The following is a 13,523-nucleotide window of genomic DNA, read 5'->3' as shown; positions in this document are numbered from 1 at the left end:
TCCTTAAACAATAAGAAAGCTTAATGCTCTTTGGCTTTATTTTTTAATCACTTACCCAAAAGCACATGCATTAGCCATTGCCTTGTTTTTTATACGCGATTGATCTTTTTAGAGAAACATATATGAACCTCATTGCTTAACCGAAAAAACAAAGATATAATGAAAATAATTATCATTTGTATTTTAATTTTAGATCGAGAACCTCTTTCTCTTTGCATTGAAAGCGGCACTTTTCTTTTGCTAGTTAATCCAGTTTTAAAGCTAAATCAGCACGTTGAATTTTTAGGTATGGCCTAGTGATACTTTGAGGGCTGGATTGTGACCTTAATGTTTATAAAAAATAACTTGGTTATGTTTTGTTGGAATTTAGAACCTATATGCGAATAGATATTCATTATTCGTATTCCATCCCCAAGTCATAAGTTAAGAGAAACTCACTTTATTTTGGGGCAGATTCTGTATGAGTATTCACGTAGTAAGCCTGTTTTTTATACTGTGCTTAACTTCAATTTTCGTCGGCGCAAACCAACTAGATTGGTCGTTATTGCTGACCATGGATGACAAAGCTTGGCTACCGATTACTGCTAGCAGATTACCAAGGCTAATCGCACTAATTCTTACCGGATCTGGTCTCGCAATATGTGGTGTTATTCTTCAACATATTGTTAGAAATCGTTTTGTTGAGCCGGGCACCACAGGCGGTATCGATGCGGCAAAGCTCGGTATTTTGGTATCTATCGTCATGCTTCCATCCTCAGACAAGCTTGAACGTATGCTCTTCGCCGTACTATTTTGCTTCGCCGCTGGCCTTATCTACATTGCCATCGTACGAAAAATTAAATTCAGTAACTCTGCGTTAATACCTGTGATTGGGCTTATGTTTGGTAGTGTACTAAGTGCTATAGCGGAGTTTTATGCTTATCAAAACAACATCTTACAGAGTATGTCCGGTTGGTTAATGGGAGATTTCTCCAAAGTGGTCCAAGAACACTATGAAATAATTTTCTTGATTTTACCCATCACCCTACTGACTTACTTATATGCACATAAGTTTACTGTGATGGGAATGGGCGAAGATGTTGCGTCCAACTTAGGAATTAATATTGCGTTCACTGCCGCCTTGGGTCTAATGCTAGTTTCCGTGACAGTTGCTATAACAGTGGTGACCGTAGGTGCCATTCATTTTATCGGTTTAGTCATACCTAACCTAGTCGCACTAAAATATGGCGATCACCTTAAAAACACCCTACCAATCGTTGCACTAGGCGGCGCTTCGTTACTTATTTTTTGCGATGTCATAGGCAGAGTTGTTGCCTTTCCTTTTGAAGTCCCAATTGGATTAACAGCCAGTGCTATCGGGGGAGTCATGTTTCTTGTGTTTCTTTTGAAAGGAGCACGAGTATGAGATCACATTACTCAAACATGCGAGTGAGCATTATACTCGTTTGCATACTGTCTATCGCCTTTATCTTTACAAGCTCTGGGTGGGATTTTGATTACGTCATCCCTAAGAGGCTGATTAAACTTGGTGCCATAGTTATTGGGGGCAGCTGCGTGGCCATCTCTGCTGTTATTTTCCAAGCTTTAGCTGGTAATCGTATTCTTACGCCATCCATTATGGGATATGAGTCGGTTTATCTGGTTTGGCAAACCCTACTCTTATTACTAGGGGGCACTTCTGGCATTGCTACATTAGGTGTTGTCGGTAATTTCGCTGTCTCTGCAATACTCATTCTGTTGTATTCCTTAGCGATTCAATCTTGGGTACTCAATAGATTTAAACATGACATGCACCAAGTTCTGCTGATTGGCTTTGTTTTGACAATGGTGCTGACAACTCTTGCTCAATTTATCCAGCTCAGAATAAGCCCTGGAGAATTCTCTATCCTTCAAGGGCTCAGCTATACCTCGTTTGAGCGAGCGAAACCTTCTACGTTACTTTTTTCCAGTATTGCGTTAAGCGTTTTGGCACTCTTTGCTAACAGATGGTCACGCGAGCTAGATGTGATAGGTCTAGGTCGAGACCAAGCGATGTCATTAGGACTAAATGATAAGCAATATGTACCAAAGTTCTTTGCTGTAATCGCCATTTTAGTAGCAATTTCGACGAGCTTGATTGGCCCAACGGCTTTTATGGGAATTTTTATTGCCAATATTGCTTATTCCGTTACTAGCGCACCGAACTACAGACACATATTGCTCGTTGCTTGTGCTATTGCAATTGTCATGTTCTTGTCTGGTCAACTTCTGGTAGAGCACTTATTTAACTTTAAAACCACCGTCTCTATTTTGGTGAATGTCCTTTGTGGGGGATATTTCCTAGCCATCACGATAAGAACAAGAAGCCAAATATGAAAACTGTTACTCGCCTGTTTAAAGACAACTCACTGACAAAAAGGAAATACCCCATGTTTAATAGCCCCCTACGTTTGAGTATCTCGCTTGCTTGCTGCGCTCTAGGAACCTTATCAGGTTGCGAGCCGGAAATAACTAAAATTGAAGATACTCAGCCATTAGAAAAGCTCATCGTGATTGAACACAATCTCGGAGCAACTACTATTTCTCATCGCCCTCAACGAGTGGCAGCATTAGATATGAACGAAGTGGACTTTTTAGATCAGCTAAATGTTCCAATCTCAGGAATGGTGAAAGACTTTGTTCCTCACTTTCTAGCGAAATACAAAGACACACCTGAGATAGCGGATCTTGGTGCGATAGTTCAGCCTAATATGGAAAAGATCTATGCCCTAAAACCAGATCTCGTATTGATGACTCCGCTACATGCTAATCAGTATGAAGAACTCTCTCAACTCGCTCCGACTTTACATTTTGACATCAGCTACCGTAATAGTCGTGACCATCACGTCGATACCATTAAGAAACACCTTGTAGAGCTTGGTGAGATCTTTGAAAAGCAAGAGCTAGCCCAACAGAAAGTTGCCGAAATCGATGCAAAAGTCGCAGAAGTGCGCGCTGTTACGAAAGAGCGTTCAGAAAAAGCTTTGGTTGTCATGCATAACAATGGTGCTTTCAGCTCATTTGGCGTTGAGTCTCGTTATGGCTTCGTTTTCGATGTTCTGGGGGTAAAAGCAGCGAGTGAAAAAGTGGAGACAGGTTTGCATGGTCAGCCAATTTCTAGCGAGTTCATTAGCCAAGCTGATCCAGACATTCTTTACATCATTGATCGAACAGCAGTAATGGAAGGAAAGCCTGTCATTGATGCGGAACACTTAGCAAACCCGCTACTCCGTCAAACCAAAGCATGGAAAAACGACAACGTCGTTTTTGTTGATGCCGATGCTTGGTACATCACTTCAGCAAGCATCACATCTCTGAAAATCATAATTGATGACATCCTAAAAGGTTACCAAAGCTAAATCTAATAACAATGAGTTGGATCTTAAGTAATTCAACACTCAACCGACGTCAGAACGGATGTGAGCTAGCCCAAACAAAGAAAAGGAATCTATAATGACTCATGACTATCATCAGATAGCGATGGACTCTTCACAGAAAAACAAACCAAGCCCGTGTCATATCGCCCTCTTTATTTCACTTCAATTTAGTACTTTTGTCGTACCAATTAGTATCGCTCAAGCTGAAGAAGTCGTAGATGAATCAATGACAGTTTATGGTGAAGCAAACAGAGTTTATGCCGCTGGCAAAGTTTCTCACGCGAGTAATATGGGAATGCTTGGCGACAAAAACTTCATGGAAACGCCTTTCAATACGATTGGATACACAGAAAAACACATTCAAGACCAACAAGCACGCGATATCTCAGATGTAATCTCAGCTTCTGATCCCTCTGTTTTCACCAGCGGTGAAACCGGCTTAAACAAAGAAAGTTTCAAAGTAAGAGGTTTCAACTCAGACATTAGCGACGTTATGTTTAATGGATTGTATGGTATCGCTCCTTATTACCGAACCTCTCCTGAAATGTATCAACGTATTGATGTACTTAAAGGTCCTGCTTCTTTGCTCAACGGTATGCCACCGAATGGATCTGTTGGTGGCACCATCAACTTAGTGACAAAAAGAGCACAAGAAACACCAATCACATCTTTCACCGGCAGCTACTTATCGGACACTCAATTCGGAGGACATATCGATATTGGACGTCGCTTTGGTACAAATGAAGAATTTGGTATTCGTTTCAACGGTGCATTTAAAGATGGAGACACCGCGATAAACAACCAAAGCAAAAAAACTCAACTTGCATCATTAAGCCTTGATTGGCGTAATGACATTGCTTTCCTTGAAGCAGATTTTTACTACAGTACAGAGCGAGTTGAAGGTGCAAACCGTGGGTTAAGCATCGCTTCTGGTCTCAAAATCCCATCACCTCCTCCATCTGACACATTATTGACGCCAAGTTGGGCCTACAATGATAGCGAAGATAAAGGGATGATGATTCGCGGGGAGCTAAACGTTAGTGACTCTGTAACTGTATACAGCGCATTGGGTGGTAGCCGTACAGATTTTCATTCAAATGTACCGCAACGAATCAAAATCATCGATAACGAGGGTAACCTAGAGGTATCTCTCGGATCAGTTAAGCTTGAGAACAAACGGACTTCAGGTGAGATAGGTGTTCGTAGCAACTTTGACACTGGCCCAGTAGAACACCACCTTGTACTGAATAGTACTTACTTTAGAGAAGATAAAAATGATTCTCCAACAGGTAATAATAATCCAGCCCCTTGGAACTCGAATATTTATGATCCTGTTTGGGGACCAGAAAATTCAGTTTACGACAACTACTATGGTTTACCTATCGATTCAACTCAGGTCAGCTATGGCATTGCCGATACGTTATCTTTTGTTGATGGGAAATACCAAATCACGCTCGGCTTGCGTTACCAGAGCATTGATTATGAATCTGGAATAATAATGAACGGAATGTCGCTTCCTACCACCAAGTTTAAGGAAAGTACTTACACTCCCGCACTTGCAGCATTATACAAAGTTTCGAGCTCAGTTTCGCTTTATGGTAACTACACCGAAGGCTTAACGAATGGGAAAACAGCAGGCTCTAGCGCTGCAAACGCAGGAGAGGCTTTTGAACCCCAAAAAACCAAACAGACTGAAGCAGGCGTGAAGCTTGACCTGGACGGCTTTGCTCATACGTTCAGTTTATTTGAGATTAAAAAGCCAAATGGGTACCAAGATCCGGATACCAACATTTTTTCTTTCGGTGGTGAACAGCGCAATCGCGGTATTGAATGGGGGTTCTACGGCACACTATCAAAGGACTATACGCTCATCGGTGGTATCGCCTATACAGATGCAGAGATTACAAAAGCAACAGATGTGACAGAGGAGGGGAAACAAGCAACTAAGCTACCCGATTTACAAGCTAAACTCGCATTAGAATGGAACCTCCCTGCGATGCGTGATCTCACGCTTATCGGCCAAGCGAACTATATGTCTGAACAATACATTGATGCACAAAACACTCAGGTATTACCTGCACAGACTATTCTTGATCTTGGCGCACGCTACAACTCAAATATTGCTGAAACAAGCGTGGTTTGGCGCCTTAGCGTAAACAATGTACTGGATGAAGATTACTGGACAACCACCCACTATGCGGACCTAGCTCTTGGCGCACCACGTACAGTGATGCTGTCAGCTACTGCGGATTTCTAATCCCTCCACCTCCCCTTTAGCCTGCCTTCTAAGGGGGACTTACTCCCATTTGGCTGTTCATGAAAATTCACAACAAATCAAAGGAAGTACTCATCTTCAACATTCAAGCAGACAAAGAGCTCGCAACACCTACGGCCAAAGTTAATTCAAAACATAATCCATCAACGTCCACTTCCATAGGCTTTATATGAAAAACGATAAGAGCTCAATATGCTCTACCACGTTCTCCTTATTTTCGCTTGATAGGCTAGATAAGGTGACAATATGATAAGTAAAATCAGCCAACATTACGTTACGCCTAGCTTAATGCCAGCCTTAAAGCCATCGATTAAGAAGCTTGCTTTGGGAACGTTTTGTGAAGCACTTGCCGCTGTGGCAAAAGTTGGTGCACTGCTATGCTTGATAAACTTTATCGATAAATTTGCAAACCAATGGATTTACGGTGCCATAGGACTTTGGGCGGCTAGCGCACTTGCCTCATCAGTGGGCTCGTGGTTAGTTCATGATGCCGAGTCGCAGTTTTCCACTCGATTACGTCGCCAAGTTGCTCAGCACTTGACGCGCTTGCCAAGCAAGACCATCTCTCAATATGGTGATAATCAACTGCGTCGCATAGTTTCCGAAGACATCAGCACGCTTCACCACATGGTTGCGCATTTGCCTTCAGAACTCGTGACATTCATTGTCGTACCCGCAACTTCTATTTTTATCATGTTGAATCTCACAGGTCCGGTAGCGATGCTTACTCTGCTCCCTGGTCTAATTGCATCATTGTACTACCTACTCTTTTTACCTAGGTTCGCCGCTAAACATGGCAAAGAGCGCATGACAATAATGGGTGATATCGTTACCGCAGTAAACGACTACACAAGAGGTATCCGAGTAAATCGAATTTACGGCACGCAAGCAGGAGCACTCGACAGCTATAATGATGCCACAAGACGCTTTACTCACGGCATAGTGAAATGGGTTGGTAGCGTTGCCCTTCCAGCAGCAATTGCTACCGCATTACTTCAAGCGGTTTCGACTTTCGCAATGGCCTATACCATTGGCTATGAATTAAGTCCCGTGGCAATGGCGTCGCTATTCTTTTTTGGTTTGGCCGTCGTATCACCCGCACTGAAGCTTGGCCATGGATTGGACTACGTTAACGCAGGAAAGAATGCTGCAAAGAACATCAGCGACTTTTTACAGCAACCACAAATAGAAAGTGGCAGTTTGAGCGCGGGAGAAAAACCGCTATCACTACAAGCATCAAATATCGTAGTGGCTAATGGAACTGTTAATATTATTGATAACTTCTCCCACTACTTCCCACGGGGTTCATTTACAGCCATCATGGGGCCTAGCGGAGCAGGCAAAAGTACGTTACTACGTCTATTAGCAGGTCAAGAAACACCTCTTTCAGGCTTCGTTACCTTAGGAGGCAATCAACTGTCTAAACTCTCTGAGATATCCCGATACTCCGCCATACGCTATGTACCCCAAGATATCGGTGTACTCAAAACTACCATTAGGCAGAATTTGAAACTATCAACGCCAAGTTCAAGTGACGACGAGCTGAACCAAGCTTTGCAACAAGCTCAATTAAAGATTGACCTCAATTCTGATGCAAGCGTGCTTTCAGGAGGCGAGCAACAACGTGTCGCAATAGCTAACACATTTCTAACTCAAGCCAACGTTCTATTACTGGATGAACCAACCAGTGCTCTCGATAAAAATACGGCCTTCACTGTGATCAGAAATCTCGCGAAGTTTGCGAAAACACAAGACAAGATATTGATCATAATTACTCACGACTCAGAACTCGCGAAACTTGCAGACACTACATTGATGCTCAACAGAAAGGCTCAACGACAGGATGAAGAAGTATGACGGCTCACAATACCCTCTATTCCAATTCGACAATTCCACAAAGTGCAAAGCACCGTCTATATCGAGTCGCTATAGGTTGGGGACTAGTTGCATTATTTGAGGCAACGGCTTACACATTTCTTGCAATATCTATTGTCGAACAAGCTTCACCATTGAACGTCATAATAGCTGCTGTTCTAACTGTGATAGTTACCGTTATTGTAACTCGTTCTGGATTTCTCTCTGGTGCGAAACTGGCTGGGGATCTTTATTCATCAGTAGGTCATTCGCTCAGTAAAGCAAAGTTAGCTTGGTTTAATGATCAGCATAGAACTCAGCTCACTCAACTAGCAGAACGAGGAATACCTGGCTTTATGGCCATTCCTGCTCATCAGCTACAAACATTTTTGCACGCTCCAATGTTACCCATATTTTTAATTATCGGTATTGGGGTCGTTGGAGGAGGTGAAATTGCACTACTCAGTGCCGTATTGTTACTAGTTGCACTGCTCGTTCAGTACAAGGCGCAAAGATACCTAAGTCGCTCAGATAGCGACCGACATGACGCAGAGCTTCAAGCGACTAAATCAACACTTGAGCTCATAGATCACCTTGAGTTACTTCGCTCAACAGCGGGGCCTGAGCGCTCAATCGAGCGTATTGAACAGAGTTGGCACGCACAAGAAGAAGCTCATTCAACTATTAATCGTAACGCTTCTATCGCAACCTTAGTATCAGGATTGGCAACGATTTTACCCCTTGCAGGTATCGCCATCTATCTCGTCTTAGAGCCGATTACTCAACCCTTATTAGCCTTGGCTTTATTGATATTGATTACCCGTGCAGCTGCACCTTTGGGTGAACTCGCGTTGGCAGGCTTTGCGATTAACGACGTAAAATCCTCAATTAAAAATTACGCTCAGTTAACGAATGTCCCTGTTCTGCCTGAGCCTAATCCTCAATTTGCAACCTCCCCCAAAAACCATAAGTTCGAACTGAACCTTGTGGGCCATTTAGATCTCTTTGAAGATGCTAGCACGGAGATCAAACAAGGTGATACCGTCGTCATCAATGGAGTCAGTGGCAGTGGGAAAAGCACTTTACTGGGCCTGTTTCTAAGGTTTGATGATCCTGACCAAGGTCTTATTTCGCTCGGAGGGATAGATCTAAAGAATATCCCTTATGACGTGCTCACCCAGCATATAGCCTATGTTGCTCAGGAACCGGTCATTTTTACTGGCACATTGGCGGATAACATTCGGTTAGGTAATCCCAATGCAAGTGATTATGAAGTTGAGAGCTTTGCAAGACACGCACAATTGGACAAACTTATTGACTCATCTCCTAAAGGAATACATCAAACAGTAGGACAAAGAGGCTCAGGGTTGTCAGGAGGTGAAAGACAGAGAGTTGCAATTGCGCGAGCTCTCATTAAAAAGGCGCCAATCCTCATTTTCGACGAAGCGACGGCAGCATTAGACGAAGCAACCGAAAAAAGTATTGCTCAACATATTCAAACATTGAACTCGACCGTGATTATTGTGACGCATCGCGATCAGAATATATGGTCACCCACATTGGAACTCACGATTGAGGGTAGAAGAGTTATAGTTGCACAGTACAACTCTACTTCCTTGAAAAGTAGGGACAAATTGGCGGCTGAAGAAACTAATAACAATCAATACTTAAATCTAAGCGGTGTCAATTGAGTTTTTTGTCACTTTAGCACATTGTATCATCTAAAGAATCTTACAGGCATGTTGTAAAGCAATGATAATAAAGCGAATTCTCAAGGTTATAATTCTGACTCAATCTGACACAAGATAGACGTAGGTCTTTCCAATACCATCAGCTTTTCGAGTCGGTCATCATACAGCGCATTGTCAATTTTTTTAAAATAGACTCTACACTTTTACAACAATCGATTCTTGTATTGCTCCGGTGTCATGCCGGAGTATTTCTTGAACATCGCGATAAAAGGGCTGGCTTGGTTATAACCTAACGTCAGAGCGACTTCTTTTACGGTCTGCCCTTTACGCAGCAACTCCATAGAATGTAAATATCGCACACGTAAGCGCCACTCAGTAAAGCTCATGCCCAACTCACTCTGGCAATGTCTCGCTAACGTGCGTTCTGTGGTATGCACTTTTGCCGCCCACTCCGCCAAACTGATCTCATCCGTCGGCGATTCTTCTACTGCTTTTAAAATCGGTTCAAGATACTTATTGTCGGTAGTCGGTAAAAAGTGATGTTCGACTTCTTGCTTTGCAAGCTGGTCCAATAACACTTGTACCAAGCGCTTGTCTTCATCAGTTTGCGCCACGTTAATGTCTCGCTGACGAAAGTCCTCAATAATAGATGACACGATTGGAGTCACTTTGATCAAGCTCGTTTTGGTAGGAAAATGCGCTGTCAATTCAGGGGCAATATTCAAAGAACAATATTCGATTGGCTTACGGTTGTAGCTAGTGTGACGAATTCCGGCGGGAACCCAAATAGCAAGATGTGGAGGTGCTAGAAATCTTGTGTCTTCTGCATCCATCTCCAGAATCCCACCGCTGATCAGTTGCACTTGCCCCCAAGGGTGGCTATGAATTCGTGTTTCTGTATTAGAGAGAAACGCTTCGAAATTCATAAATACATCTGATGGCGCACGATCGATTGATAAGGAGGGGTGAAGATTTCTGGCGCTCTTTTTCAAAATTGTCTTCCTATCGCTTACGATGTCTTTTAAGAGATACTTTTTATTATAAAGACCTGCCAGACTAGCGCCATCAATAATTGTGCTATAGGGTTCTCATGATTTATTTACTTCCGTTTTTCACCGTTATGATTTGGGGTGGTAACTCAATTGTGAACAAGATGGCTGCGAGCGCCATTGAACCAAGTGCGATGAGTTTCTACCGTTGGTTTGTCGCAATGGTACTCCTAACGCCATTTTGCCTGCCTGCAATCATCAAACAACGACACATTATTCGACCTTACTTAGCTAAGTTGGCGTTTCTTGCGTTACTTGGTATGGTTCTCAACCAGTCACTTGGATACTATGCCGGTTTAACAACAACGGCCTCTAATATGGCCCTGATCACCTCTTTAGTTCCTTTGATCAGTGTGTTTTTAAGTGTCCCATTGCTCGGTAAATCTATATCAATGTTAAGTATCGTCGGTGGTGTCATTTCGCTCGGCGGCTTGGCATTTATGCTTGGTCACGGTGATATCACTTACTTTTTACATCAAGACTTAACGCAAGGTGACAGCTTAATGCTCGTTGCTGCCATGGTATACGCGGCTTATTGTGTTCTGCTAAAACGCTGGAAAATGCCATTCAGTAGTTTGACTCTGGTTTACATGCAGGGCTTCTTTTCTGTTTTGATGCTCACACCACTTTGGCTCTCTAGTGAGCAACTGTTACCAAGCCAAGACGCGCTACCATTAATCGCTTATGCTGGTATTGCTGCTTCCATTTTCGCGCCGCTGATGTGGGTCAAAGCGATTGATTCAATTGGTGCTGATTCAAGTGCTATGTTCATGAACCTAATGCCTGTGGTTTCCGTCATACTTGCTTCAACACTAATTGGTGAGAAAATTTACGCTTACCACATTATTGGTGGGTTGTTAGTCATCTCTGGCGTTATCCTGTCGCAAATAAAAGTAAGACAGAGAAAACCATTGTCCAATTCTGAGATTGCCTCTACCGCCAATTAACATCTACACCTCAAGCCATAGAACTACGCTGTGGCTTGTCACTTCCAGCGTTCGAATAAAAGTTAATGTTTTGTTTCATTCGCTATTCCCGAAAATTCATCTTGCTGCTAAATTGGGAAAACAATAACCCATCAAGGAAAGACAGATGAGCAGTGGTCAAAGAGACATTACCCTTCGCTTTTTAGCAGAACCCAGCGACGTAAATTTTGGCGGAAAAGTGCACGGCGGCGCCGTAATGAAATGGATCGACTTGGCAGCGTACGCCTGTTCTGCAGCGTGGAGTGGTAAATATTGCATTACCGCATATGCTGGCGGCATTCGGTTTGTTGCGCCGATTCATGTCGGCAACTTAGTCGAAGTTAGCGCGAAAGTCATTTATACCGGACGAAGCTCAATGCACATTGCGATTGACGTGCAAGCTAGTGATCCAAAGCAAATGAAAAACAGACTCACCACTCACTGTATCGTTATCATGGTTGCTGTAGATGAAAACGGAAAACCAACCGATGTACCGAAATGGATTCCAGAGTCAGATGAAGACAAAGCCTTAGAGCAATCCGCTATCCGTCTTATGAACATGCGTAAAGAGATTGGGGAAGAAATGGAAGCACACGTTAAATATCTCAAGTAACTGGCATCCGTTAAGAACGCTATTAAGTACCTCAACGTTACCTAGACCCAGAGTGTGGAGCAACATCATGGTTTTGCCATTTGTTTCACGCTCGCCCTTCTCTGTCATAAATCCTTCACCTAGCTTTGCTTAAATCCATCCATTATTTTAGAGTTGGATAGAGTTTGGATCTTGAGACTAAAAGAAACGACCTTAAGTGAAGAGACGTTGACCAATTTAAAAGCGGTCGAGTACCAGTGGGTGAGAACCATGTACGTCGAGGGGTATAACGAAACAGAAATTAATCATTACATTCAAACTTGCTTTGGCGGTGACGTTACCTTTGCTAATCTATTTCGTCGCGTCGCACTGCAGCAAGAAAGTTTGTACACGCTGCTTCAATACGTTGGATGCGCACCTTCCAGCCGAGAGTTTTAATCTCTTCCTTCCCTACCTCAATTTAGCTTTTTACTAAGCTCTAGTTATTTATGTGAAGTGCTACGCAGGGCATTATTCAAGCCCTGTGTAATCCATTGCAAAGCCGCTAATCTCTATCTACTTATTGCACAATTGCCTTTAACAGGCATAAAAAAACCTGAGTCTAAACTCAGGTTATGGTTACAAAAACTGTTAGTGATTGAATCGTAAGGAACTAAGCTAACAGCCAGCTATGCGTAACGCCAATAAAAGCCAAGATATTACTGATCGGCGGCCAAACCAAAATTGTAATATCCGTGCTAAGTATAAGGGCGACCATGTGGTCGCCCTTTTCTAGTTATTCTTATCAATCTCAGACCACAAGAGATTATCCTTTCACACCACCAGCGGTTAGACCACCAACCAACCAGCGCTGCGCAAGTAAGAATACGGCAGTGATTGGCACTGCTGAAAGTACAGCAGCTGCGGCAAAGTCACCCCACAAGTAGTTTTGTGGATATAGGTATTGCTGCATACCCACTGCAAGTGTGTACGAGTCTACATCAGAAAGCAGTAGTGACGCTACAGGAACTTCACCAATTACCATGATGAACGACAAGATGAAGACTACCGCTAGGATTGGCACAGACAGTGGCAGCAATACCAAACGGAATGCTTGCCATGGTGTAGCACCATCAAGAGCCGCTGCTTCTTCTAGAGACGAGTCAATACTTTCGAAGTAGCCTTTAATGGTCCAAACGTGCAGTGCGATACCGCCTAAGTAAGCGAAGATCAGACCGCCATGCGTGTTCAGACCAAGGAAAGGAATGTACTGACCCAGTTTGTCGAACAACGCGTACAGAGCAACCAGTGCCAACACCGCAGGGAACATCTGGAAGATCATCATCGCTTTAAGAATGGTGTTCTTACCTTTGAACTTCATACGAGCAAACGCGTAAGCCGATGTGGTTGATAGCGCCACGATTAGGATTGCAGAAATACCACCCACTTTTACCGAGTTCCACAACCATGTCATTACTGGGAATGGTGGCGGTGTAACTGTACCGTCTGGATTAGTCACCGAGAAACCTAATGCCAATTTCCAGTGATCAAGTGTTGGGTTGTCTGGGATCAGGCTACCCGTTGCAAAGTTACCTTCACGGAATGAAATCGCGATGATCATCAGTAAAGGGAAAATAATCAGTGCCAAGAATGCCCACATTGCAATATGAGTAGCCCAAACACGATACTTTAATGACTTACCTTGTACCATTGCCATTGTAAT

At 43.1% G+C, this 13,523-nt stretch carries 11 protein-coding genes; 9 read left to right on the top strand and 2 right to left on the bottom strand.

From position 1 onward, the window contains the following. The first annotated feature begins 460 nt into the window (after positions 1–460). The 6 genes from R7Z49_RS08755 (at position 461) to R7Z49_RS08730 (ending at position 9,215) form a co-directional block, all read left to right on the top strand. Entirely contained in the window at positions 461–1,405 is a 945-nt protein-coding gene (locus tag R7Z49_RS08755; protein WP_033906772.1) for an ABC transporter permease, read from the top strand. Further along, positions 1,402–2,355, top strand: a complete 954-nt coding sequence (locus R7Z49_RS08750) for an iron chelate uptake ABC transporter family permease subunit (protein ID WP_053307879.1) — start codon at positions 1,402–1,404, stop codon at positions 2,353–2,355. Before R7Z49_RS08755 ends, R7Z49_RS08750 begins: the two co-directional genes overlap by 4 nt. 53 nt (positions 2,356–2,408) lie before the next feature. Further along, positions 2,409–3,377, top strand: a complete 969-nt coding sequence (locus R7Z49_RS08745; protein ID WP_318111560.1) for a siderophore ABC transporter substrate-binding protein — start codon at positions 2,409–2,411, stop codon at positions 3,375–3,377. A 94-nt stretch (positions 3,378–3,471) separates the two neighbouring features. After that, complete coding sequence (locus R7Z49_RS08740) at positions 3,472–5,652, top strand: TonB-dependent receptor (protein ID WP_318111559.1); 2,181 nt, start codon at positions 3,472–3,474, stop codon at positions 5,650–5,652. A gap of 264 nt (positions 5,653–5,916) precedes the next feature. Beyond that, positions 5,917–7,527, top strand: coding sequence for an ABC transporter ATP-binding protein (locus R7Z49_RS08735; protein WP_318111558.1), 1,611 nt, complete (start codon positions 5,917–5,919; stop codon positions 7,525–7,527). Next, a complete protein-coding gene (locus R7Z49_RS08730) occupies positions 7,524–9,215 on the top strand; it encodes an ABC transporter ATP-binding protein (RefSeq protein ID WP_017821247.1) in 1,692 nt (563 codons plus the stop codon). The genes R7Z49_RS08735 and R7Z49_RS08730 overlap by 4 nt, the downstream gene beginning before the upstream one ends. Positions 9,216–9,418: 203 nt before the next feature. On the opposite strand, the gene R7Z49_RS08725 is transcribed toward R7Z49_RS08730, so the two are convergent. Continuing rightward, positions 9,419–10,207: an AraC family transcriptional regulator gene (locus tag R7Z49_RS08725; RefSeq protein WP_005385013.1), complete on the bottom strand. Its 789-nt coding sequence runs from the start codon at positions 10,205–10,207 to the stop codon at positions 9,419–9,421. A gap of 98 nt (positions 10,208–10,305) precedes the next feature. Between R7Z49_RS08725 and R7Z49_RS08720 the strand changes: the two genes are divergently transcribed. The 3 genes from R7Z49_RS08720 to R7Z49_RS08710 all read left to right on the top strand — a co-directional run bounded on the left by R7Z49_RS08720 (position 10,306) and on the right by R7Z49_RS08710 (position 12,259). Continuing rightward, complete coding sequence (locus tag R7Z49_RS08720; RefSeq protein ID WP_017821248.1) at positions 10,306–11,211, top strand: DMT family transporter; 906 nt, start codon at positions 10,306–10,308, stop codon at positions 11,209–11,211. A gap of 145 nt (positions 11,212–11,356) precedes the next feature. Further along, on the top strand, positions 11,357–11,842 hold the full coding sequence (locus R7Z49_RS08715; RefSeq protein ID WP_005375279.1) for an acyl-CoA thioesterase: 486 nt from the start codon (positions 11,357–11,359) through the stop codon (positions 11,840–11,842). 171 nt (positions 11,843–12,013) lie between these two features. Further along, the gene (locus R7Z49_RS08710) at positions 12,014–12,259 is read left to right on the top strand and encodes a hypothetical protein (RefSeq protein WP_005375277.1); all 246 of its coding nucleotides are present in this window, start codon (positions 12,014–12,016) and stop codon (positions 12,257–12,259) included. Between the two features lie 367 nt (positions 12,260–12,626). Here R7Z49_RS08710 and malG read toward each other — a convergent pair whose 3' ends face one another. Then, positions 12,627–13,517: a maltose ABC transporter permease MalG gene (gene malG / locus R7Z49_RS08705; RefSeq protein ID WP_005375275.1), complete on the bottom strand. Its 891-nt coding sequence runs from the start codon at positions 13,515–13,517 to the stop codon at positions 12,627–12,629. Positions 13,518–13,523: the final 6 nt, after the last annotated feature.

It is taken from the genome of Vibrio sp. 1562 (assembly GCF_033340155.1).
Lineage (GTDB): Bacteria > Pseudomonadota > Gammaproteobacteria > Enterobacterales > Vibrionaceae > Vibrio > Vibrio alginolyticus.
Note: the sequence above shows the minus strand (reverse complement) of the source record. Positions and strands in the feature narration are given on the sequence as shown.

What these genes read in the sequence shown, in the direction of transcription:
- R7Z49_RS08755 (WP_033906772.1), top strand. Translation starts at nt 461, where the DNA reads ATGAGTATTCACGTAGTAAGCCTGTTTTTTATACTGTGCTTAACTTCA.
- R7Z49_RS08750 (WP_053307879.1), top strand. Translation starts at nt 1,402, where the DNA reads ATGAGATCACATTACTCAAACATGCGAGTGAGCATTATACTCGTTTGC.
- R7Z49_RS08745 (WP_318111560.1), top strand. Translation starts at nt 2,409, where the DNA reads ATGTTTAATAGCCCCCTACGTTTGAGTATCTCGCTTGCTTGCTGCGCT.
- R7Z49_RS08740 (WP_318111559.1), top strand. Translation starts at nt 3,472, where the DNA reads ATGACTCATGACTATCATCAGATAGCGATGGACTCTTCACAGAAAAAC.
- R7Z49_RS08735 (WP_318111558.1), top strand. Translation starts at nt 5,917, where the DNA reads ATGATAAGTAAAATCAGCCAACATTACGTTACGCCTAGCTTAATGCCA.
- R7Z49_RS08730 (WP_017821247.1), top strand. Translation starts at nt 7,524, where the DNA reads ATGACGGCTCACAATACCCTCTATTCCAATTCGACAATTCCACAAAGT.
- R7Z49_RS08720 (WP_017821248.1), top strand. Translation starts at nt 10,306, where the DNA reads ATGATTTATTTACTTCCGTTTTTCACCGTTATGATTTGGGGTGGTAAC.
- R7Z49_RS08715 (WP_005375279.1), top strand. Translation starts at nt 11,357, where the DNA reads ATGAGCAGTGGTCAAAGAGACATTACCCTTCGCTTTTTAGCAGAACCC.
- malG (WP_005375275.1), bottom strand. Translation starts at nt 13,517, where the DNA reads ATGGCAATGGTACAAGGTAAGTCATTAAAGTATCGTGTTTGGGCTACT.